Origin of the sequence: Treponema sp. (assembly GCF_017430385.1) — a bacterium.
Classification (GTDB): domain Bacteria; phylum Spirochaetota; class Spirochaetia; order Treponematales; family Treponemataceae; genus Treponema_D.
Genome location: NZ_JAFRNB010000143.1, coordinates 1 through 20649, shown reverse-complemented (window position 1 = coordinate 20649; position 20649 = coordinate 1). Strand labels below are relative to the sequence as shown.

The 20649-nt window shown below is 43.2% G+C and carries 23 protein-coding genes and 1 tRNA gene; 14 read left to right on the top strand and 10 right to left on the bottom strand.

The genetic code is table 11. From position 1 onward, the window contains the following. Window positions 1–31: 31 nt before the first annotated feature. The 3 genes from IJJ71_RS11180 to IJJ71_RS11170 all read left to right on the top strand — a co-directional run bounded on the left by IJJ71_RS11180 (window position 32) and on the right by IJJ71_RS11170 (window position 3473). Window positions 32–1525: a sugar ABC transporter ATP-binding protein gene (locus IJJ71_RS11180; protein ID WP_296847080.1), complete on the top strand. Its 1494-nt coding sequence runs from the start codon at window positions 32–34 to the stop codon at window positions 1523–1525. Window positions 1526–1560: 35 nt separating this feature from the next. Next, on the top strand, window positions 1561–3222 hold the full coding sequence (locus IJJ71_RS11175; protein ID WP_296847079.1) for an ABC transporter permease subunit: 1662 nt from the start codon (window positions 1561–1563) through the stop codon (window positions 3220–3222). Window positions 3223–3399: 177 nt separating this feature from the next. Next, window positions 3400–3473: transfer RNA gene (locus IJJ71_RS11170), tRNA-Val, on the top strand. A gap of 132 nt (window positions 3474–3605) precedes the next feature. On the opposite strand, the gene IJJ71_RS11165 is transcribed toward IJJ71_RS11170, so the two are convergent. Continuing rightward, complete coding sequence (locus IJJ71_RS11165) at window positions 3606–4085, bottom strand: hypothetical protein (protein WP_296847077.1); 480 nt, start codon at window positions 4083–4085, stop codon at window positions 3606–3608. A 106-nt stretch (window positions 4086–4191) separates the two neighbouring features. On the opposite strand from IJJ71_RS11165, the gene IJJ71_RS11160 reads away from it, so the two are divergent. Further along, entirely contained in the window at window positions 4192–4566 is a 375-nt protein-coding gene (locus IJJ71_RS11160) for a desulfoferrodoxin (RefSeq protein ID WP_296847076.1), read from the top strand. Between the two features lie 203 nt (window positions 4567–4769). Here IJJ71_RS11160 and cobM read toward each other — a convergent pair whose 3' ends face one another. Both cobM and cbiD read right to left on the bottom strand, forming a co-directional pair. Further along, a complete protein-coding gene (gene cobM, locus IJJ71_RS11155; protein ID WP_296847075.1) occupies window positions 4770–5528 on the bottom strand; it encodes a precorrin-4 C(11)-methyltransferase in 759 nt (252 codons plus the stop codon). Next, window positions 5525–6814: a cobalt-precorrin-5B (C(1))-methyltransferase CbiD gene (gene cbiD / locus IJJ71_RS11150; RefSeq protein ID WP_296847074.1), complete on the bottom strand. Its 1290-nt coding sequence runs from the start codon at window positions 6812–6814 to the stop codon at window positions 5525–5527. The genes cobM and cbiD overlap by 4 nt, the downstream gene beginning before the upstream one ends. A gap of 139 nt (window positions 6815–6953) precedes the next feature. On the opposite strand from cbiD, the gene IJJ71_RS11145 reads away from it, so the two are divergent. From IJJ71_RS11145 to IJJ71_RS11135, 3 genes are read left to right on the top strand one after another with little or no spacing between them, the layout of a single operon-like run. Next, window positions 6954–7271, top strand: coding sequence for a type II toxin-antitoxin system Phd/YefM family antitoxin (locus IJJ71_RS11145; protein WP_296847073.1), 318 nt, complete (start codon window positions 6954–6956; stop codon window positions 7269–7271). Between the two features lie 18 nt (window positions 7272–7289). Next, entirely contained in the window at window positions 7290–7751 is a 462-nt protein-coding gene (locus IJJ71_RS11140) for a type II toxin-antitoxin system VapC family toxin (protein ID WP_296847072.1), read from the top strand. Next, window positions 7748–8443 carry an HAD family hydrolase gene (locus IJJ71_RS11135; RefSeq protein ID WP_296847071.1) on the top strand — a complete coding sequence of 232 codons (696 nt, stop codon included), beginning with the start codon at window positions 7748–7750 and terminating at the stop codon, window positions 8441–8443. Before IJJ71_RS11140 ends, IJJ71_RS11135 begins: the two co-directional genes overlap by 4 nt. On the opposite strand, the gene IJJ71_RS11130 is transcribed toward IJJ71_RS11135, so the two are convergent. The 4 genes from IJJ71_RS11130 to IJJ71_RS11115 are packed head-to-tail and all read right to left on the bottom strand — an operon-like array spanning window position 8426 to window position 10975. Further along, on the bottom strand, window positions 8426–9055 hold the full coding sequence (locus IJJ71_RS11130) for a precorrin-8X methylmutase (protein WP_296847070.1): 630 nt from the start codon (window positions 9053–9055) through the stop codon (window positions 8426–8428). The genes IJJ71_RS11135 and IJJ71_RS11130 overlap by 18 nt on opposite strands. Beyond that, a complete protein-coding gene (locus IJJ71_RS11125; protein ID WP_296847069.1) occupies window positions 9052–9489 on the bottom strand; it encodes a MarR family winged helix-turn-helix transcriptional regulator in 438 nt (145 codons plus the stop codon). Before IJJ71_RS11125 ends, IJJ71_RS11130 begins: the two co-directional genes overlap by 4 nt. Window positions 9490–9491: 2 nt before the next feature. Then, entirely contained in the window at window positions 9492–10415 is a 924-nt protein-coding gene (locus IJJ71_RS11120) for an NAD(P)/FAD-dependent oxidoreductase (protein ID WP_296847067.1), read from the bottom strand. Window positions 10416–10435: 20 nt separating this feature from the next. After that, entirely contained in the window at window positions 10436–10975 is a 540-nt protein-coding gene (locus IJJ71_RS11115; RefSeq protein WP_296847066.1) for a glutathione peroxidase, read from the bottom strand. A 152-nt stretch (window positions 10976–11127) separates the two neighbouring features. On the opposite strand from IJJ71_RS11115, the gene IJJ71_RS11110 reads away from it, so the two are divergent. Then, window positions 11128–11790, top strand: a complete 663-nt coding sequence (locus IJJ71_RS11110; protein WP_296847065.1) for a YczE/YyaS/YitT family protein — start codon at window positions 11128–11130, stop codon at window positions 11788–11790. A 13-nt stretch (window positions 11791–11803) separates the two neighbouring features. Here IJJ71_RS11110 and IJJ71_RS11105 read toward each other — a convergent pair whose 3' ends face one another. After that, complete coding sequence (locus tag IJJ71_RS11105; protein WP_296847063.1) at window positions 11804–12130, bottom strand: response regulator transcription factor; 327 nt, start codon at window positions 12128–12130, stop codon at window positions 11804–11806. A gap of 292 nt (window positions 12131–12422) precedes the next feature. Here IJJ71_RS11105 and IJJ71_RS11100 point away from each other — a divergent pair, with 292 nt between their 5' ends. The 6 genes from IJJ71_RS11100 to urtE all read left to right on the top strand — a co-directional run bounded on the left by IJJ71_RS11100 (window position 12423) and on the right by urtE (window position 18362). Continuing rightward, window positions 12423–12782, top strand: coding sequence for a hypothetical protein (locus IJJ71_RS11100; RefSeq protein ID WP_296847062.1), 360 nt, complete (start codon window positions 12423–12425; stop codon window positions 12780–12782). Further along, the gene (locus IJJ71_RS11095; protein WP_296847061.1) at window positions 12782–13060 is read left to right on the top strand and encodes a hypothetical protein; all 279 of its coding nucleotides are present in this window, start codon (window positions 12782–12784) and stop codon (window positions 13058–13060) included. The genes IJJ71_RS11100 and IJJ71_RS11095 overlap by 1 nt, the downstream gene beginning before the upstream one ends. A gap of 168 nt (window positions 13061–13228) precedes the next feature. After that, window positions 13229–14437 carry an urea ABC transporter substrate-binding protein gene (gene urtA / locus IJJ71_RS11090; protein WP_296847060.1) on the top strand — a complete coding sequence of 403 codons (1209 nt, stop codon included), beginning with the start codon at window positions 13229–13231 and terminating at the stop codon, window positions 14435–14437. A gap of 431 nt (window positions 14438–14868) precedes the next feature. Continuing rightward, window positions 14869–16848 (top strand): urea ABC transporter permease subunit UrtC, encoded by a 1980-nt coding sequence (gene urtC / locus IJJ71_RS11085; protein WP_296847059.1) that lies wholly within the window; start codon window positions 14869–14871, stop codon window positions 16846–16848. After that, complete coding sequence (gene urtD / locus IJJ71_RS11080; protein ID WP_296847057.1) at window positions 16835–17662, top strand: urea ABC transporter ATP-binding protein UrtD; 828 nt, start codon at window positions 16835–16837, stop codon at window positions 17660–17662. Before urtC ends, urtD begins: the two co-directional genes overlap by 14 nt. 4 nt (window positions 17663–17666) lie before the next feature. After that, window positions 17667–18362 (top strand): urea ABC transporter ATP-binding subunit UrtE, encoded by a 696-nt coding sequence (gene urtE / locus IJJ71_RS11075; RefSeq protein ID WP_296847055.1) that lies wholly within the window; start codon window positions 17667–17669, stop codon window positions 18360–18362. Between the two features lie 59 nt (window positions 18363–18421). Here urtE and IJJ71_RS11070 read toward each other — a convergent pair whose 3' ends face one another. Continuing rightward, window positions 18422–19117: a M48 family metallopeptidase gene (locus IJJ71_RS11070; protein ID WP_296847054.1), complete on the bottom strand. Its 696-nt coding sequence runs from the start codon at window positions 19115–19117 to the stop codon at window positions 18422–18424. Continuing rightward, window positions 19117–20649, bottom strand: a 1533-nt coding sequence (locus IJJ71_RS11065) for a type I restriction enzyme subunit R domain-containing protein (protein WP_486389625.1), incomplete at its 5' end; no start/stop codon positions are given. The genes IJJ71_RS11070 and IJJ71_RS11065, both read right to left, overlap by 1 nt.

Here is a 20649-nt window from a genome sequence, read left to right as displayed (position 1 = left end):
GGTGTGGGGCTTTTTTAGTTTAAGGAATCCTATGAGTGATTTAGTATTACAAATCAAAAACCTGTCTAAATCGTTCGGCAAAAACAAGGTTCTTGACGGAATCAATCTTACTGTCGGCGAAGGCTCTGTTTTGGGCTTGATGGGTGAAAATGGTGCGGGAAAGTCCACTATGATGAAGTGTCTTTTCGGCATCTATGCAAAAGATGAGGGCCAGTTCCTTTTGTGCGGAAAGCCCGTAAATTTTAAGAATCCAAAAGAAGCGCTTGAAAGCGGCGTTGCTATGGTTCACCAGGAGTTGAACCAGTGTCTCGACCGTTCTGTGGCTGATAATCTTTATCTTGGTCGCTATCCAAAAAAAATCGGCGTGATTGATGAGGCGAAAATGCTCAAAGACAGCATCAATCTTTTCGCTTCTTTGAATATGAATGTAAATCCGCGCACAATCATGCGTACTATGTCGGTTTCTCAGAGGCAGATGGTTGAAATCGCAAAAGCTGTCTCTTATGATGCAAAAATCATCGTTCTTGACGAGCCGACTTCTTCTTTAACAGAAAATGAAGTTCAGAAACTCTTCTCAATCGTCAATGATCTGAAGAAAAAAGGAGTTTCATTTGTCTATATCTCACACAAAATGGATGAAATTTTCCAGGTTTGTGATCAGGTTGCCGTTCTTCGTGACGGAAAAATGATTATGCAGAAAGAATCAAAGGCAACCGAGATGGGCGAGCTTATCACAGCTATGGTTGGCCGTTCTCTCGATAAACGATTCCCTGATGTTGATAACACTCCGGGTGATTACTGCCTTGAAGTCAACAATCTTTCTACAAAATACGCTCCTGTTCTTGAGGATATTTCTTTCAAGGTTAAGAAAGGCGAAATCTTTGGCCTTTATGGTCTTGTCGGTGCAGGCCGTTCCGAATTGCTTGAGGCACTTTTTGGTGTCCGCACAATCGCAACAGGAACAATCTCTTACGCTGGCAAAAAGTTGCACTTCTCTAGCAGTAAAGATGCCATGGAGCACGGTTTTGCACTTGTCACCGAGGAACGAAAGCTCAACGGTATGTTCGGCAAGGACACAATCAAGTTCAACACCGTTATCACAAATCTTGACAGCTATAAAACAGGCGGAATTCTTTCAAACCAGAAGATGTCTGAGGCTGCCGAGCGCGAAATCAAGCAGATGCACACAAAATGTGTCTCTTCTGACGAGCTTATCACTTCCCTTTCGGGCGGAAACCAGCAGAAGGTCATCATCGGAAAATGGATGGAACGAAGTCCAGAAGTTTTCCTTCTTGATGAGCCAACCCGCGGTATCGATGTCGGTGCAAAATACGAGATTTACCAGCTGATTATCCACATGGCAAAACAGGGAAAGACAATTATCGTCGTTTCAAGTGAGATGCCTGAAATCTTGGGTATCACAAACCGAATCGCCGTAATGTCAAATCATCGTCTTGCAGGAATCGTAGATACAAAATCAACGGACCAGGAAGAGCTTTTAAGGCTCTCGGCGATGTATTTGTAAATTAGTGAAATTGTTGTTTTAAAACAGGAGACAATATGGAAGACAAGGAACTTAATGAATATACCGAGCGGCTTGCTGCCCTCAGAAAAAACGGCGTAAACCTCATTTCTACGCTCAGGCAGGAAAATGCAGCCGCAAAACGAAACAAATTGCTCTCAGTAGAAGAGCGTGAGAAAATCATCAGCGAAAACGACAAAAAAATCGCGGAAGCAAAGGAAGTCGCTGCAAAAAACAAGGCCGAGATTGCTGAAATCGTAAAGGCTGCCGTTGCACGAAACAATGAGCTTTCAAAACCTGAGATTGCAAAAGTAGCTGCTGAGCAGAATGCTATAATCGCAAAACTCAAGGAAGAATATGCGGCAAATGTCGCAAAAATCAACGAGGACACGCTCAACCGCAAAAAAGAAATCGTTGCTTCTTACGCAGGAAAAACATCTCAGAAAGACAACGAAGACTGCAAGGAAGACCTTCGCGTTGCTGAATACGAGCACAACTCTGCCCTTTTTGATGCAAAAAATAAATTCGTTTCTGCTGTTGATGCGGCTAAAGCTGTCAAAAACCAGGCTTTCGTTGATTTCGTTCAGAAAAACCGTGCGCTCCGAAACGGTCAGACAAACTTCAAGGAAGACATCGTTCTTTCTGTCCAGAATTACATCAACAAGTTCAAGATGTCAAAATTCTTGCTGGACAATGGTTTGTATCTTGCGATTCTGGTATTCTTCATTGTCTGTATCATTCTTGCACCTCTTTCTGGTAACGGCAACCTTCTGTCACTCCCGAACATCTTTACGATTCTGGAACAGTCGTCTGTCCGAATGTTCTATGCTTTGGGTGTCGCAGGCTTGATTTTGCTCGCCGGTACGGATTTGAGCGTCGGCCGAATGGTCGCTATGGGCGCGGTAATCACAGGTCTTATCTTGCATCCGGGCCAGAACATCGTAACTGTTTTTGGTCTTGGTCCATGGGATTTCACAGGAAGCGCAATGTTCATCCGCCTTGTAATGGCTCTTTTCCTTTCAATTTTCTTGTGCGTGGCATTCTCGGCTTTTGCAGGCGTTTTCTCTGCAAAACTCAAAATACATCCGTTCATCTCAACATTGGCAACACAGCTTATCATTTACGGTTTGCTCTTCTTCGGAACAAGTGGTACTCCGGTAGGTTCAATCGATGCTGATGTAAAAGACATGATTGGTGGCCGATGGATTATCGGTATGCTTAACGGCGAGTTGATTACATTCCCTAAACTCATCATTCCGGCAATCATCGCAATTGCTGTAGCATGGTTCATCTGGAACAAAACGACTTTCGGAAAGAACATGTATGCTGTCGGCGGCAATGCTGAGGCTGCAAGTGTTTCTGGAATCAGCGTATTCTGGGTAACAATGGGCGTATTCATCATGGCTGGTATTTTCTACGGATGTGGTGCATTCCTTGAGGCATTCAAAGCAAATGCTTCTGCTGGTACAGGTCAGGGTTACGAGCTTGATGCTATCGCAGCTTGTGTAGTCGGTGGAATCTCATTCAACGGTGGTATCGGTAAAATCGGTGGCGCGGTAATCGGTGTAATCATCTTCACTAGCCTCACCTACTGTCTTACTTTCTTGGGAATCGACACTAACTTGCAGTTCGTTTTCAAGGGCTTGATTATCATCGCAGCTGTCGCACTTGATAGCGTTAAATATCTTAAACGTAAATAGTGAATCCGAAATCCCTCCATGGATTTCGGATTCATACGAGAAAATTCTGTTCACCTTACGGCAAACAGAATTTTCTCTCTTTGCTTTTTTTCTCGCATCCTTGCGAGATTTTTTTGTTTCCTATTGACACATAATCGCAAAATCTGATAAAATATTTTTATCACATCAGCACTGTCTGCGGGGTTAGCTCAGTTGGTTAGAGCATCACGTTGACATCGTGGGGGTCAGTAGTTCGAATCTACTATTCCGCAAAGAGTGCTGATGTTTTTTATTTTAAAGCGCAAATTTTTCAGGCTGCCGTTGTTCCGCAGCCCGCTAACGCTCGGCCGCTTCGCGGCTGCCTTCGGCACTGCTCCATAACGGAGCGGCATTTTTTTCTCACTTCATTTTTTCTGCTGATTCCAGATTTCGATTTCTTCTCTTATTCTCTCAAGCTCATTTTCATATCCTGAGATTTCAGCTTCAATTTCATTTTCCCGGTCAAAATCTGTCGTCAAAAGCTTTTCTTTTTTCAAACTGGCAAGCGTTTCCTCAAGAATAACGCTCCGCTTTTTCATGTCGGTGATTCTTTTTGGAGGACGACCGCCTTTTTTGCCGTTTTCCTGGCTTGCGGCAATTTTTGCCCTGCTTGTGGATTTTCCGTTGTATGAATAAAGTGAGCCGATCCAAAAACGAAGTGATTTTAAAGATTGTCCCATTTCAAATTCTATATTTTCAAGATGCCGGATTTTTTCGGCTCGTTCGGCTTCGGTAAGCTCCGAGTCTTCTTTTGATTTCTCAAGCTGATTGATTATTGAAATCTGATTCTGTAAATCTTCAAGTGTGGCGATTGCCTTGTATATCTGTTCGGTTTTTTTGGACATAAATTCAGTATAACCTAAGAGTTTAGGTTTCCGCAAGTTTTTTTTCTTTGCTTTATTGAAAATCCTGGCTTATAATTTAAATAGATTCTTTTTCAAGGAGTGAAATATGGCACAATTCTTTAAATGCAAGAAATGCGGCAAAATCATTGAAATCGTAAACAAAGGTTGCCCGGTTGTTGTATGCTGTGGCGAAGAAATGACTGAACTTAAGGCAAATACCACTGACGGTGCTACAGAGAAGCATGTTCCTGTAATTGAGCAGACTGGCGACAATGTAACTGTTAAAGTTGGTTCGGCAGTTCATCCTATGGAGGCAGACCATTGGATTCAGTGGATTGTAATTGAGACTGACAAAGGAATTCAGCGAAAATATCTTAATCCGGGCGAAAAACCGGAAGCTACATTTATTCTTTCAGGCGAAAAATTGCTTGCGGCTTACGAGTATTGCAACAAGCATGGCCTGTGGAAAGCTGAAGCATAGTCACCGGCATCAGCACGCATTAGCAAAAGGCAGGAGAATGTCCGGTAAGAAAAGCGGCGGTTTGTTGGGGAAGCAACACTCGCAGCGGCCGCATGTACTGAAATTACCGGACTCTCCTGCCCTTTAATTTTATTTCCTTCCTTTACGAAATTTTGTCCTGTATTACCGGGCTGCGGCTCGATGTAAAATCCTTTTTGAACAGATTATCTCGAACCTTCACGGAATTCCGTCTTAAAACCCGGATCGTATAGCTTTGACCGATCATAATTTGTGTGTGATACGACATCGCCCACGATAATCAGGGCTGTTTTTGAAATCCCGTTTGCTTTTGCTGATTCTGAAAGTGTTCCTACTGTGCAAAGGACTTTTTTTTCGTCCGCCCAGGTCGCTTTGTAAACGAGAGCCGCTGGTGTCTGAGGTGGAATCCCCGCATCAATAAGCTCAGCCTGCACTTTCTCGCACATCCCGGAACTTAAAAAAAGCACGAGCGTCGCATTGTGCTGAGCGAGCGAACGAAGGCTTTCTTTTTCGGGGACATCGGTTCTGCCCGCCAGTCGTGAAATTATCACAGACTGACTAACATTCGGAAGCGTATATTCGAGGTTTAGGCTTGCCGCAGCTCCGCAAAATGAACTTACACCCGGTACGGATTCATATTTTATACCCAGTTTTTCAAGTTCATCCATCTGCTCACGAATCGCGCCGTATAAACAAGGATCGCCTGTATGCAAACGAACGGTTGTCTTCCCGGATTTTTCGGCATTTTTCATGACTGCAAGCACTTCTTCAAGAGTCATCTTTGCGCTGTTGTAAATTTGTGCACATTCTCTGCAATTTTTAAGCAATTCTTCATTCACGAGTGAGCCAGCCCAAATCACAACATCAGCTTTTTCAAGCAACTTCTGCCCGCGGACAGTAATTAAATCCGCCGCCCCTGGCCCCGCACCAATAAAATAAATCATTCTGCTTCTCCCAAAAGTCCGTGTTCCTTCGTGAAAACTATCACTTTAATTTCAAGCTTTCCGCCCGTCCACTCTACCATGTTTTTTTGGATTCGTCTTGCGATTTCTGCCATGATTTTATCCCTAGTCCGATGATTTTCGTCGATAGAATCCAGGATTTTTACCGCCTGCTCTGTCGAAATACACGCCGAAAGTTCCTTATATATAGAAGAAAATTGTTCATCCGGGATAAAATCATGCGCAACCTCGGAAATTATTTCCATGCGATGATCACCGTATTTAGAATGAGTGTTTTTGATTCCGCCCGCAACTTTCACGAGTTTTCCCAAGTGACCGCAAAAAAGAATCTTTTTAAAGCCGGAATTTTTTGCCATAATCAGCGAATCGTACACAAAATTCGAGCAATGAACCGCCGTTTCCACCGAAAAGCCGAATTCCGACTGAAGAAAATCCGCGCCATAATTGCCCGGTACAATCGAAAGAACCTCAAAGCTCTGCGCTTTTCGCACATTGATTTCAACCTGAATCGTGTCCAAAAGTGCTTGTTCACTCATCGGCTCGACAATTCCACTGGTTCCGAGGATTGAAATTCCGCCGACAATTCCAAGTTTGGGATTAAAAGTCTGTTTTGCAATTTCTTCACCACCCGGAACACTGATTTCTACTTCGAGAGACATGGGAATTGAAAACGGAAGAGTATTTTCTATATCTTCAAACTGTAGTCTGCCAAAAGGCAAGGAAAATTCATGTTCAGGATGTTTTCTTGAAAGCAGGAATTTCTCAATCTCACGCTTTACGCCTTCAAAAATCATCTTCCGTGGCACAGAATTTATCGCTGCTTCGCCCGGTTTTTGATCTAGTCCAGGCAAAGTCACTCGTCCTACACCCTTTCCACCCGTGATTTTAATGAAGGGTTCTGCCCTTCCGTCAGAAAGGCAATCGCGTTGAAAATTTGTTACTATTTGACTGTCTTGATTGTCAGTGCATTTCCGCACGGTTGCAAAAACTTTGATTCCATTCGTAACATCCGGATCCGTTCCAGAAAATTTTTGCACAGAACAAGTTGCAGAATCCATGTCGAACGATTGATTTTCAATTTCAAGGAAAACTTTGATACCTTTGGGCGTGGTCAGAGTCACATACGGCACAATTTTTTGACTCAGAAGCATCCGGATTGCCGCAACACTTGCCGCTGCCGCACAAGTTCCCGTAGTAAAACCGATATCCGGCTCAGAAGATTTTTTGAGAAGGAAAAAAGATTTCGTAGGATTCTTGTGATTCTGCATAACTTCATTAATTATCAGAAAAAAATCAAAAAAAAGCAATAAAGATTTTGAGAATATAGCTATATGGAATTGACAAAATGGCTATATTGGAGTAGGATTATTGTAGAAAATGATATGCGTGCGTATCAAGGAGGTGCTTATGCTCAGACCAATTCCAATTTTCGAAGCAAAAAACAAACTCCCCCTATTTATTCATCAGGCGGAGTCTGACGGCCCGGTTTTTATCGCCCGCCGAAATCAGAATGTCGCTGTGTTGGTTTCATTTGCAGAGTACAACAGCCTTGTCGCATCCGCACACAAAAAAAAGCCGGCAATTTTGGAGCGAGCAGAAGCATTCCGAAAACGCACGGCAGGCATGTTCACAAACAACGAGATTGACAAAATTTTCTCCGAGGCCAAAGACAAAACGCTCGATACCTATCAAACCGATGTCTGGGACGGAGTTTTCAATCAATAAAAAGGGGTGCAGCGCAGCATGGAAGAACAAGAAGAAGCCCCACACTATTTGCTCGATTGCAATATCGTCTCAGAAATCATCAAGCCAGAACCAAGTTTCAATGTGATTACAAAATTCGTGGAACATACTTCGGACTGCGCGATTTGTGCTCCTGTCTGGCAGGAAATGCTTTTTGGGGCTTATCGTATGCAGGACGGCATGAACAAGAAATATCTTTTGGATTTCATAAAAGACGATATTCGTGAAAATTTCAAAATTATCAGCTATACTCAGAAATCAGCAGAAATTCACGCGCAAATCCGGGCTATGCTCGAAAAATCTGGCAATCCGATTCAAAGTTCAGACACTGAGATTTCAGCAATCGCGCTTGCAAACCGCATGATTCTGGTTACACGGAATGTAAGGCATTTTGAGGCAATTCAAAAACTCACGGGCCTGCAAGTTGAAAACTGGTTTGAGGAAAGCACAAAATCAGCATGAAAACAATTTTTTTCGATTTAGACGACACCCTTTACTTCAGAAGAGACGCATTTTTTCTCGCTTTTGACGAATTTTTTGGCGAGAAACACCAGGAATCAAAGGCAAATGCCAACGACAGGTGCAGAATCCGTGGCGATGAAGTCTTTTTTAAATGCCAGAATGGTGAAATCACCGAGCTTGAAATGTACATTTTCCGATTTCAGAGAGGTTTTGCCGATGTCGGGATTGGAATTAGCCGCGAGCAGGCCGAAGATTTTTACAGATTGTACAAAAAGCACCTTTATTCCATGAAACTTAACCCCCAGATTGTCGCTATGCTTGATTTTGCAAAGACACATTTTGAAAATCTCGGAATAATCACGAACGGACACGGCGAGCATCAGCGGAACAAAATCAAAACTCTTGGGTTGGAAAAGTGGATTTCACGCGATTTAATCATAATTTCTGGGGAACATGGCTTCCCTAAACCCGATAAACGCCTCTTTGAAATCGCACAGGAAAAATCCGCCAAAGCCCCGGGCGAACTTTTGATAATCGGCGATTCATTCCAGAATGACATCGTGCCCGCAAGCGAACTCGGCTGGCACACAATCTGGATCAATCTTTATGGGGAAAATTTTACGCCACCAGAATATGCGGTAATAGAAGTTTCGGAGATTCCGGCAATTCTAGGCTCACTTCAAACTGTATAAAATCGCGTTGCAGATTGCGGCCGCCACAGTGCTTCCGCCCTTCCGTCCTTCGTTCACGATATAAGGCACACCCGAAGCCATAATCATTTCTTTGGCGGCAACGACATTCACGAATCCAACAGGAACTCCGATAACCGCCACGGGTTTGAATCCGCTTTCCATGAGAGAGCAAAGCTCAACAAGGGCTGTGGGCGCGTTTCCGATTGCAAAAATCACAGGCTTTTGAAGCTGACTGGCTTTTTTCATGCTCACAGCCGCGCGAGTAAGATTCTGCTCTTTGGCCTCTTTGGCAACTTCTTCATTAGCCATAAAACAATGTGCTTCGCCACCGAATTTTGCCAGAGTTTTTTTATTGATTCCGGCCAGAGCCATGTTCGTATCGGTAACAATGTCAGCACCGCTCAGAATTGCATTTTTTATAATTTTAACAACATCGGGCGAAAATTTTAATGTATTAACATATTCAAAATCAGCCGTGGTGTGAATCACGCGCATGATAATCGGAGCAAGTTCTTCTGGAAGAAAAATATTTTTTTCGGCAAGTTCGCGCTCGATAATTGAGAAACTTGTTTTTTCGATGTCGGAAGGAAGAACATGCTCCAGTTGAATCATTTTGACTCCCCTGAACCAAGAATGTTGTAAAGAATTTTGTACAGTGCTTTAGCCTGCTCTTTCGTAATGTTCAAACATGAGCCGATTTTTTGCGGAATTGAGACTGCTTTTTCTTTAAGCCCTTCTCCCTCTTTTGTGATTGAGATTTCAACAATCCGCTCGTCCGAGGAATTCCGCTCCCTTTTAATCAACGACTTTTTTTCCATTGATTTTAGGAGCGGAGAAAGGGTGCCGGTGTCGAGATAGAGCATTTTCCCCAGCTCGCCCACCGTGAGCGACTTCTTTTCCCACAAGACCATCATGACGATGTACTGAGTGTAAGTCAGCCCGATTTCCTTTAAAAGCGGAGTGTATTTCCGTAAGATTTCACGGCTCGCCGCATAAAGAGGAAAGCAAAGCTGGTTTTCAAGTTTCAAGCAATCATAATTTCCCATAATCAGTCAGCCTTTTTAAGATTTCGGATGTAGTCTACGGCAGCCAAGCCCGCAACTCCACCTTCATATACGGCCTTGCAAACCTGGAGCAATCCACCGTTCGCATTTCCGCAGCTGAAAATGCCAGGAGCATTTGTAGCCATTTTTTCGTTTACGGCGATTGAGTCTCCGTTGAGCATGAGACCGAGTTTTTTTGCAAAATCCGCAGCACCTGCACTTCCGAGGGCGACGAAAACTCCGTCAAGCGAAAGCGTTTCGCCATCTGAAAAACTTACGCCTCCGACCTTTGTGTTTTCTGCGTTCGGAAGGATTTTTGCAACTTTCCGGCCATCGATTTTGATTTTTTCGGAAAGAGAAGAATCCTTTGAAAGCTCTGTACGAATTTCGGAATCATCTTTTCCATCGGTAAGAATTGTAACGCTTTCAGCGATGTGTGCAAGATGAGTTGCTTCTTCTACGGCGAAGATTCCGCTTCCGATAACTGCGACATTCTTTTTGCGGTAGAAAAATCCGTCGCACACAGCGCAGTAACTTACGCCCTTCCCTTCAAAATCAACAATTCCTTCGATTTGCGGGCGGAGTTTTTTGTTTCCGGTCGCAAGAATTATGCTTGGAGCAGAATATTCATTCCCGCCTGCCTTTACAATGTACTGAGTTTTTGGAGGTGGGGCAAGCATCTCGATGTGGGTGACTTCGGCTTCAATCACATCAATGCCAAGATTTTTTGCCTGAGCGATACCGTTTGCATACAAATCCTGGCCGGTGATTCCTTCGGGAAAGCCGTAATAATTATCGATTTTGTGAGCTTTTTCAAGCTGGCTTTCGCCTGAGTAAATGACGGCGACATTGAGATTTGCGCGCTTTGCGTAAAGAGCCGAAGAAATTCCAGCTGGCCCGGCACCGATTATGATAATTTCGTAATTCATAGCTTGCTCCTCCATTAATTTTACAACAAATTTTCGATTTTTTCAGCGATTTTCTTTGGTTCGACTGTTGATTCGAATCGCTCGATTACATTTCCTTCGCGGTCAACCAGGAATTTTGTGAAATTCCATTTGATGCTCGGTGTGTTTTTGTAATTTGGGTCGGATTTTCCGATGAACGCGCTCATGAAAGCACCTTTTGCGCCTGTGAAGCCCGCAAAGCCTTTCTGACTCTTGAGGAATGTGTAAAGCGGAAGCTCGTTCTCGCCGTTGACTTCGATTTTCTTGAAATTGTCGAAGCTTGTGTGGTATTTCATCTGGCAGAATTCGTGAATTCCTTCGTCATCCTCTGGAGCCTGATGCCCGAATTGGTCACACGGGAAGTCGAGGATTTCCAAACCCTGCTCGTGATATTTCTGCCACAATTCTTCAAGACCTTTGTACTGCGGAGTGAAGCCGCAGCCTGTCGCTGTGTTAACAATCAGAAGGACTTTTCCCTTAAAATCAGCCATTGAAACTTCATTGCCCTTTCTGTCCAAAACCTTGTAATCATAAATTGCCATAATTTGCTCCTTATTGCTTTAGTAAAATATATTGTATACAATCTAACTGTGTTAAATATATCGTATCAAATATAATCTGTCAAGATGTTTCTTCCTTTTTTTTTAAATTTTTTTTCAATGCACAAAATTTGTTTTTGTTGTAAACTAATAGTATGAAATTTTCACTGAACCAATTTATCGTCCCGAATTTTGGAAAAAGACTTTCGTTTATGCTCCCAAGCATCATTCTGATGGGTGTTTTTATTTCGCTTCTTATGGAAATCGGCTGGGGAACTGACCCGGCGAGTTTTATGAATCAGAATATCGCTGCCCTTTTTGGCTGGAGCATGGGTCGCACTCAGGTTTCGGTCTATCTTGTCCTGCTCGTCATTACGATTCTTTTTGGTGTCGAGATGATTGGCTTTGGTACGCTCGCAAACATGGTTTTAATCGGCTACACGATTGACCTCTGCCGCTGGATCTGGAGAAATATCGGATTCAACACGATGCTTGCCGAAGGGCCTTTCGCGCTCAGAGTCGCAGTTTTTGTGCTTTCTTTGCTTTGTTTTTCTGTTGTCGCCGCGATTTATATAAACGCAAAGATGGGTGTCGCTCCGTATGATGCTGTCTCAAATATCCTGAGCAAGGCGATTCCTGTCGTTCCATTTTTTCTGCTGAGGATTTTTTATGATCTTACAGCTGTTATGATTGGATTTTTTGCCGGAAAAATGAATCCTGATGGTATTCAAGGCTCTATCATCGGCTCTATCATCATGTCGTTTTTAATCGGGCCTGTAATCACATTGGTCGCAAAACCGCTCAATAAGATTCTTTAAGCACAGGCCCGGTCTAGGCCAGGCTGTACACGAGATTCAAAAGCTGAGTCCGTGAATTTACGCCGGCCTTATTGAAAATATTGTAGATATGTTTTTTTACGGTCGAAACGCTCACTTCAATCTTTTCGCTGATTTCGTTGTTTGAGCGTCCGTCCGCAATGAGTTTTAGGACATCAAATTCCCTTTCTGAAAGCGAGAAATTCTTGGCGGCCTTTTCCAGATACAAACTGAGGTCGCTGCTGTTTTCGCTGGCGTTCAAAAGATCACAAATCATATTTTCGAGGCGTTTAATTTCTATCAATATCGCATTGATTGCTTTTTCATCTGTTTCACTTTTCATAGTCTGCCCCCTAAAAAATTGATTTGAAACCTGCAAAAAAAAAAGCCGTTCTGGATTACTCCAAAACGACTTCCTTGTCTCGAATAGGAAAAATGTATGTTTATTTTACATTTTTTCATAAACTGTGGAAGTATTTTTTAAGGAAAAAATGATTTTTTTTCTAATTTTGGCTAGAACTAAAGTTGAAAAATCACAAATTGACAGAAATTCGCCCACTCGATATAGTTTCATTAGCACTTAGCAAGGGAGCTTCGATCACAAGTCGAGGCTCCCTTTTTGTTTTGGAGGCAACATGGCTTGTTTTTTGGTTCCGCTCGGAGAAGCGGTTGTTCTTACAGTTGGAAAAAAACTGGCATTCAAAAAGAATGCTGATTCGGTAATCAAGACCCGGCTCGGCAATCTTGAGAAAATGCTTTACGGCGGAAGTTTCCTTCTTGCGATTGAGCATATTTATCACGGCGAAGTTGTGCTTTATCCGCCCTTCCTCACCGCGATGAAGAATCCGGAGGATATCCCGGAAATGCTCCATGAGATGGCAACAGTCGGTGTTTCAATGGCAATTGTGGTTACGGCTGTCTGGGGAATTGCCGAACTAATAGCGCATCTTATTAACAAAAAACAAGAAAAAATTACCTTACAGGGGGCGATATAATGTGCTTGATTCTTACGATTTGTGCGGCCCTTGCTTTCAGCGGAGTTTATTTCTACCAGAAGAAGAATTCCGCTGTTTCAAAAAATGTTTTTGCGACGATGCTCATGTTCTGGGCAGCAAGCCTCATGTGGAGCATGGACGGAGTTGCTTCGGTTCTTGAGGGCGAAGGATTTTTTGACCTGAGCGTTGAGGATTCAATTCTCGGAGCAATAATTGTTGCAAGCGGAATGCTTGTTTTCGCAGTTCTTTCTTTTATACAGAAGCGAAAAACTGCATAAACAAATTAATAAAAAATCAAATTTAAAACAATAAAGACAATGGGGTCTCTGGAACAAAAATACTTCCTTGTATTTTTGTTCCCAGCCTTAAAACCTGCATCCATGCAGGCATGGTTAGAAAAAGAGATGCCATTTTTTTTATTTTAAAATGATTTTGGAGGAAAAACTATGAAAAAGACAATTAACGGAATCATCACAACTGTTCTGGCGGCCGGTGCTGTTTTGGGCACACTCACCCTCTCTTCTTGCGAGAAAAAAGAAGAGTCAAAGACCGTCAAAGTCGGAATCTTACATTCTCTGAGCGGAACTATGGCAATCTCAGAAACTTCTGTCCGTGATGCTGAAATGCTCGCAATCAAGGAAATCAATGCAAAAGGCGGCGTTCTTGGGAAACTGATTGAAGTCGTTCAGGAAGACGGTGCGAGCGAACCACAGATTTTCGCCGAAAAAGCACGGAAATTGATTCAGAACAATAAGGTCGCGACAATCTTCGGCTGCTGGACAAGTGCTTCACGAAAGGCAGTAAAGCCGGTTGTCGAAGAAACTGGCGCGCTCTTGTGGTATCCGGTTCAGTATGAAGGAATGGAAGCAAGCCCGAACATCATGTACATGGGTGCCGCCCCAAACCAGCAGGCAGTTCCTGCAGTTGAATTCTGCGCGAACGAATTCGGAAAAAATATGTTCCTCGTAGGAAGCGATTATGTATTCCCGCGAACGGCAAACAAAATCATCAAGGCTCAGCTGGCAAATATTGGAGGCTCGGTTGCCGGTGAAGAATACACACCGATGGGACACACTGATTTTGCGACAATCGTAAGTAAGATTCAGTCTGCAAAGCCAGATTGTATCATCAATACGCTCAACGGTGACTCAAACGTCGCATTCTTCAAGCAGCTTACTGACGCAGGAATCACAGCCGAGTCAATCCCGGTAATGAGTTTCTCAATCGCCGAGGAAGAAGTCGGTGGCGTTGGAATCGAAAACCTCAAAGGCCACTATGTTGCATGGAACTACTACCAGACAACAAAAACATCCCAGAATGACGCTTTCGTAAAGGCTTATAAGTCATCTTACGGTGAAAAACGAGTTACAGACGACCCAATCGAAGCTGGTTACATCGGAGTTTACTTGTGGGCAATGGCTGCCGAAAAAGCAGGCTCGTTCGACGTCGAAAAAGTTAAGGCCGCAGCAAAGGGCCTCACTTTCGAAGCCCCTGAAGGAAAAGTCACGCTCGACGGATCAAACCAGCACATCTACAAGCCAGTTAGAATCGGCAAAATCAACGAAACCGGCCTTATCGATGAAGTTTGGGCAACAAGTGGTGCCGTAAAGCCGGATCCATACCTCTCAACCTACGACTGGGCAAAAGGATTGTAAAAGTTAGCAGGTAGCGGTTAGCAGTGAGCATATAAACGATTTACTACTGAAAATGGCGCGAAGGAATGAAACGGCTTGCGAAAACACTCGTTTTTTGCTGCCGCGTGAGCGGCAAGCGTCTATAGTTACAAGCACAAAACGCGTGTAGCATGCTAGCATGCGGTTTCACAAGCCGTTTTCATGACTGGAAGCCATTTTTTAGCAGGGAATCTAATTATGCGTTTTCCGCTATCCCGTAACGCCCCTATCTATGCTAAGTAAAAAAGGTGCAGAAAATTTCTGCACAAATTAGCAGACAGATGCAAAAACTGGCGTAGGTGGGGTTCTGACAAAAAGTCGCTTGAACTTGTTCACCGCGACTTTTGTGGCAGGTTCCCGCCGAGAGCCAGTTTTTGTATATGCCAGTGAATCTTGTTTTGTGAAAAAATTTTATGAATACATTTTTTACGATTTTGTTTAACGGTATTAGTCTCAGTTCAATTCTACTTTTGGCGGCACTGGGACTTTCTATAACTTTTGGACTTATGCGCGTCATCAACATGGCTCATGGTGAGTTCATTATGATTGGCGCATACAGCACTTTCCTTGTGCAGAATTTTTTTATTCGATTTCTGCCCGCTTCAGCTTTTGATTTGTATTATCCTGTTGCGATTCTGGTATCGTTTTTTGTTTCAGCAGGATTTGGAGCGGCACTTGAGCAGCTTGTCATCAAACGGCTTTATGGCCGCGAAACTGATTCGCTTCTTGCAACCTGGGGCGTGAGTCTTGTTTTGCAGCAGCTTGCTCGTTCGGTTTTTGGAGCCCCGAACGTCAACGTCTCTGCACCTTCTGTTTTGAACGGAAATTTTGAAGTCGCGGGCGTGATTATGACTTACAAACGAGTTTTCATCATCCTGCTCGTGGCATTTTGTCTTCTTTTAATGTACCTCTTGATGTACAAAACTTCTTACGGAAAAAAAGTCCGGGCTACCATGCAGAACCGTTCTATGGCTCAGTGCCTTGGGATCCACACAAACCGGATTGACACTCTCACTTTTGCAATCGGCTCAGGCCTTGCGGGAGTTGCAGGTGCGGCACTCTGTCTTTTGGGACCGGTCGGCTCTTCGCTCGGACAAAACTATATCGTCGATACATTCATGGTCGTCGTTCTTGGTGGCGTTGGAAAACTTGCCGGCTCTATTGCGGGCGCACTCCTAATCGGAATGAGCAATGCCGCGATTCAGTTCGGAACTTCGGCAAACATCGCAAAGGCAATCGTTCTCTTTCTTGTAATTATGTTCCTCCAAAAGCGGCCGCAGGGCTTGTTCACCATTCGCTCGCGAAGTCTTGACGAATCAGAAAGCACGCCGACAATCGAAGGTCTCACTTTCAGACAGAAAAATCTTGCATTCGCCGCAATAATGATGATTGTAGCTCTGCTTCCGCTTTTTCTTTCTCCGTTCCGAGTGAGTCTGGTCGGAAAATACATCACTTATGCGATTGTCGCGCTTTCCCTTGATTTAATTTGGGGCCACACAGGCATTCTGAGCTTGGGGCACGGCGTTTTCTTCGGTCTTGGCGGATACGGCTTCGGAATGTACTTAAAGCTCGTTGCAAGCTCTTCTTCACTCCCCGACTTTATGAGCTGGAGCGGCAGAACAAGTCTTCCGTGGTTCTGGGATTTTTACAAAACTCCTTCCACCACGATTTTCATGGTCATTATGGTTCCGGCCTTGCTCGCTTTCCTGCTTGGACTTCTGACATTCACAAACAGAATCAAGGGCGTTTATTTTTCAATTCTTTCTCAGGCACTCGCCCTGGTTTTTGTCACGCTCTTTGTCGGCCTACAGGAATACACTGGCGGCACAAACGGAATAACCGACTTTTCAACGCTTTTCGGTCTCCCGATTGCAGGCAAAACCACAAAATACATCTGGTACTATGTTGCGCTTGCGATTTTGATTCTGACTTACGCCTTGTTTTCTTGGGTCATGCGGACAAGATGCGGAAAAGTCCTCGTTGCAATCCGTGACGGCGAAAACAGAACGAGATTTTCCGGCTATCAGGTGGCCAATTACAAGACCTTCGTTTACAGTCTCAGCGCGGTTTTCACAGGAATTGCGGGCGCGCTCTTCGTTCCTTTCAGCGGAATCATTTCACCTTCCGAAATGAGCATTTCCAACTCAATCGACATGGCGATTTGGGTTGCCGTGGGCGGAAGAGGAAATTTAATCGGCGCGGTTTTGGGCGCATTCTTAGTGAACATCACAAAGACTTTAATCAGCGAGAATTTCCCGGAAATCTGGTCGTACTTCATCGGAGCAATTTTCGTGCTGGTCGTTCTTTTCCTTCCTCGCGGTGTGATGGGAATTTGCGTTGATGTTAAGAATCTAATAAAGGGAAAATTGGGGGCAAAAAATGAACGAAACTAAATCAAAGATTACGCCTGTCATCGAAATCAATGATATTTCAGTTGAATTCGACGGATTCAAGGCTCTGAGCGATGTGAACACAAAAATCATGCCGAACAAAGTGCACTTTTTCATCGGTCCGAACGGTGCAGGAAAGACTACGCTTCTCGACATCATCTGCGGAAAAACCAAGCCCTCAAACGGAAAAATCATCTATCACGGTGGCATCGACGTTGGTTTGAGACAGTACACGAACATGGATTTAACAAAAATGCGTGAGGCGGACATAGTGAATGAAGGAATCGGTCGGAAATTTCAGGCTCCTTCGGTCTTTACGAGCCTTACCGTCTGGGAAAACATGGAAATTTCCCTCAAAGGCCAGAAGAATTTGATTTCTTCCCTGCTCTTCCGAATCTCTGAAAAACAAAAGAAACGGATTGAAATGATTCTGGATTTTATCTCGCTCACAGAAAAAAAAGACGAAAAGGCAGCTTCCCTTTCCCACGGACAAAAACAGTGGCTTGAAATCGGAATGCTTTTGGTGCAGGAACCGGCGGTCGTTCTTCTAGACGAGCCAGTTGCGGGCATGGGAAAAGCCGAGACCGAAAAAACAGGCGAAATTATCAAAAAAATCGCCAGACAGTATGCGGTCGTTGTTGTGGAGCACGATATGGAATTCGTTAAAGCCGTCGCCGACACAGTGACCGTGATGCACGAAGGAAAAATCCTGACGGAAGGAAGCGCGGCACAAGTCCTTGCGGACGAAAAAGTAAAGACAGTTTACCTCGGGCGCGGAAAATTCCACAAGAGCGGCGTGGTTGAAGAAGGAGCGTAAAAAGATGTTAGAAATCAAGGATCTCAGTTCATATTACGGAGAAAGCCGGATAATTCCATCGCTTTCGATGAGCGTTCCAAAAGGCGAAATCGTGTGCCTTGTCGGACGAAACGGAGTCGGAAAAAGCACAACCCTCAAAAGTATAATGGGAATGGTCAAAACGCCCGAAGGAAGCATTCTCCTTGACGGAACAGAAATCATCGGAAAAAAGACCTACGAACGAGCAGCCCTCGGAATCGGCTACGTTCCGCAAGGCCGGGAAATCTTCCCACAGCTCACAGTGGCAGAAAATCTGGAGCTCGGATTGCAAGTTTCAGGCGGAAAAGGCGAAATCGACGAGGAAATCTTTGAGCTTTTCCCGATTATAAAGACCTTCATGAACCGAAAAGGCGGAAACCTGAGCGGCGGACAGCAGCAGCAGCTCGCAATCGCAAGGGCACTCGTGAGCCACCCAAAACTTTTGATTCTGGACGAGCCGACCGAAGGAATCCAGCCGTCAATCATCGAAGACATAGCCACCGCCATTGAGCGAGTGAATAAGGAACTAGGAATTACGATTCTGATTGTCGAGCAATACCTGGATTTCGTTCTTTCGGTGAGCAACCGCTATTACGTAATGGACAAAGGAGAAATCACGCTGAGCGGCTTTACAAAGGACGCAGATTCCCAGGCGATTCAGGCTAAGATGGCGATTGGGTGATGGGAATTCAATTAGGGAATGGCGAAAGACCTCGTTTTTTAATCTCTCGTTGATAATCTTTAATAACTGTCCAAAATTCGGCCATTAAGAAAATTTCTTCGATCTTTCCAGTCAGGCATATATTTGTCCATATTTGCGATAAAGTCTTTGCCGTGATTGGAAACTTTCAAATGAGTAAGCTCATGCAAAATCACATATTCCAAACATTCCAATGGTTTTTCTACCATCTGCAGATTTATCCAGATTCGTTTTGCCTTTGAATTACAGGTTCCCCAACGGGTAAGCATATATTTTGTCTGAAACGAATTGCAATAAAGACCGGTTGTTTCTTCCCATTTTGGGATAAGCCTGTCTAACTGTTCAATTAAAATCTTTCTGAACTCTTCACGGACAAATCTTTCGCGCTGTTCTGCTGTGGAATTTTCTTTCATTTCCAATATGATTTTGTTTCCGTCAATTTTGAAGGCTTTTTTTTGCGAAGACTTGAATTCTAGAAATAATTGCTTTCCCCAAATGTAATAAGTTTCTCCGCTTACATATTGACGGGCTGTCATTCTTGGCTGATTTGCAAATTTTTCCTGCTGTTTTTTTATCCAGCCAAAATTCAGACGCACAAAATTTTCTATGGACTTCTGGCTCATTAGGAGAGGTGCAGACACAACAACATTGCCAAGAGGAGGCTTTACTGATAAATGCATATTCTTGATATTCTTTTTGTTTATTTGAACATCAATTCCGCTTATATTAATATTCATCAGTATTCTGCCTGTTCTTTTACAATTTTGTATATTTTTTCAACAGTAGCCATCTGCTCATCACGCTCTGCTTCGTTCATAAACTTCTGCACAACACGATAAATTCCGCCTTTAATCTGTCTCTCTTTAATTAAGTCACCTCTAAAGTGATCCTGTTTTGTATCAAGGACTGCTTTATGCAAAGCTAAGGCATATTCTTCATTTTCATCAAAATTATCATATAAAGCACAGAGAGCTTGACTTGTACGGATTGATGCCGGATGAGAATCGTTTTGTTCCGGTTTTTCAACCTGAACTACAAGACCTGCATATTTTTCGAGCATTTCCTTGTAAGAAGCGACTTCTTCTTTTCTCTCATCAATCAAAGTCTGGAATAATTCCGACATTTTCTGATAATACTTTGGATTAACAGGAGTCTTTTCAATAATCTTTCTGCGGATATTATTTTCAATTGTTTCTGCTACGTTTTGCTGTGCAGATTTATGTTTCTTATCAGATTCAGAATTTCCGTTTTTCAAATCTTCTTCCTGCTTTTTTTGAATATATGCAAGAAGGGTGAAGTTTTCCATATCCCCAAGCTTTTCAGAATCAGAAGCAGAAATATAATTGTCAATAAGATGACGCATTGCACTGTCATATTGCTTAAGATCAATAAAGTCGCCGCTGGAAAGTCCGATTTCATCTTTTAGATCGACATATTCTTTTACAAGCTTATTGTATTTTTCCTGCTCTTCTTTTGAATAACCAACATCCTCAAAAGCAGGCTTTAAATCTGCATAAGCTCTGGCAAGACTTGAAACAAGTTTGTACATTTTGCTTCTGAGTTTTGCAAAATCATCGTCATTGTCAGGATCTACAGTTCCACTTTCACCACAGAAGAAATGTTTAAATGCAAGCTGGTCACGAGGATATTCAACATCATCAGTCAATGTTTCAAGTTCCTGTAGCAAAAATTCAAAACGTTTCTTACCTTCTTCAAGTTTATTTTTCAAAAGACCAGAAATATCTTCTTCATCAAATCCGCTCAGAGCGTTTCCTGTGTATGAATTAACTGCGTCTTTTAAATCTCCAAAGAGCTCCTTGTAATCAACTACATAACCAAACTCTTTATCATCTCCATCCAGACGATTTACGCGACAGATTGCCTGGAACAAACCATGGTCGTGCATTGGCTTGTCGATATAAAGATAAGTGCAGGGAGGAGCGTCAAAACCAGTCAGAAGTTTATCCACAACAATCAAAAGCTGCATATTTGCAGGCTCTTCAACAAACATTTCTTTTACACGCTTTTCAAAGGCTTCAATCTTTTTATAAAAATCATCATCTTCAACAGAAAGGTCCGGGTCGTAGCCTAGCATTTTGAGATAGGCTTTCTGTTTTTTCCAGTTTTCTGAATCTTCTGTTGTGCTTGAAAAATCTGTTCTAAGTTCTCCACGATTAGGCTTATATGAAGAAACAATTGCGCAGTTCTTAAAATTCTTTTCCTGAAAAATTTCATAATAACGACAGGCTTCTGCAATACTTCCTGCAAC

Bases quoted from the DNA above. Each gene is read 5' to 3' on its own strand.
- IJJ71_RS11180 (WP_296847080.1), top strand. From the start codon at position 32: ATGAGTGATTTAGTATTACAAATCAAAAACCTGTCTAAATCGTTCGGC.
- IJJ71_RS11175 (WP_296847079.1), top strand. From the start codon at position 1,561: ATGGAAGACAAGGAACTTAATGAATATACCGAGCGGCTTGCTGCCCTC.
- IJJ71_RS11165 (WP_296847077.1), bottom strand. From the start codon at position 4,085: ATGTCCAAAAAAACCGAACAGATATACAAGGCAATCGCCACACTTGAA.
- IJJ71_RS11160 (WP_296847076.1), top strand. From the start codon at position 4,192: ATGGCACAATTCTTTAAATGCAAGAAATGCGGCAAAATCATTGAAATC.
- cobM (WP_296847075.1), bottom strand. From the start codon at position 5,528: ATGATTTATTTTATTGGTGCGGGGCCAGGGGCGGCGGATTTAATTACT.
- cbiD (WP_296847074.1), bottom strand. From the start codon at position 6,814: ATGCAGAATCACAAGAATCCTACGAAATCTTTTTTCCTTCTCAAAAAA.
- IJJ71_RS11145 (WP_296847073.1), top strand. From the start codon at position 6,954: ATGCTCAGACCAATTCCAATTTTCGAAGCAAAAAACAAACTCCCCCTA.
- IJJ71_RS11140 (WP_296847072.1), top strand. From the start codon at position 7,290: ATGGAAGAACAAGAAGAAGCCCCACACTATTTGCTCGATTGCAATATC.
- IJJ71_RS11135 (WP_296847071.1), top strand. From the start codon at position 7,748: ATGAAAACAATTTTTTTCGATTTAGACGACACCCTTTACTTCAGAAGA.
- IJJ71_RS11130 (WP_296847070.1), bottom strand. From the start codon at position 9,055: ATGATTCAACTGGAGCATGTTCTTCCTTCCGACATCGAAAAAACAAGT.
- IJJ71_RS11125 (WP_296847069.1), bottom strand. From the start codon at position 9,489: ATGGGAAATTATGATTGCTTGAAACTTGAAAACCAGCTTTGCTTTCCT.
- IJJ71_RS11120 (WP_296847067.1), bottom strand. From the start codon at position 10,415: ATGAATTACGAAATTATCATAATCGGTGCCGGGCCAGCTGGAATTTCT.
- IJJ71_RS11115 (WP_296847066.1), bottom strand. From the start codon at position 10,975: ATGGCAATTTATGATTACAAGGTTTTGGACAGAAAGGGCAATGAAGTT.
- IJJ71_RS11110 (WP_296847065.1), top strand. From the start codon at position 11,128: ATGAAATTTTCACTGAACCAATTTATCGTCCCGAATTTTGGAAAAAGA.
- IJJ71_RS11105 (WP_296847063.1), bottom strand. From the start codon at position 12,130: ATGAAAAGTGAAACAGATGAAAAAGCAATCAATGCGATATTGATAGAA.
- IJJ71_RS11100 (WP_296847062.1), top strand. From the start codon at position 12,423: ATGGCTTGTTTTTTGGTTCCGCTCGGAGAAGCGGTTGTTCTTACAGTT.
- IJJ71_RS11095 (WP_296847061.1), top strand. From the start codon at position 12,782: ATGTGCTTGATTCTTACGATTTGTGCGGCCCTTGCTTTCAGCGGAGTT.
- urtA (WP_296847060.1), top strand. From the start codon at position 13,229: ATGAAAAAGACAATTAACGGAATCATCACAACTGTTCTGGCGGCCGGT.
- urtC (WP_296847059.1), top strand. From the start codon at position 14,869: ATGAATACATTTTTTACGATTTTGTTTAACGGTATTAGTCTCAGTTCA.
- urtD (WP_296847057.1), top strand. From the start codon at position 16,835: ATGAACGAAACTAAATCAAAGATTACGCCTGTCATCGAAATCAATGAT.
- urtE (WP_296847055.1), top strand. From the start codon at position 17,667: ATGTTAGAAATCAAGGATCTCAGTTCATATTACGGAGAAAGCCGGATA.
- IJJ71_RS11070 (WP_296847054.1), bottom strand. From the start codon at position 19,117: ATGAATATTAATATAAGCGGAATTGATGTTCAAATAAACAAAAAGAAT.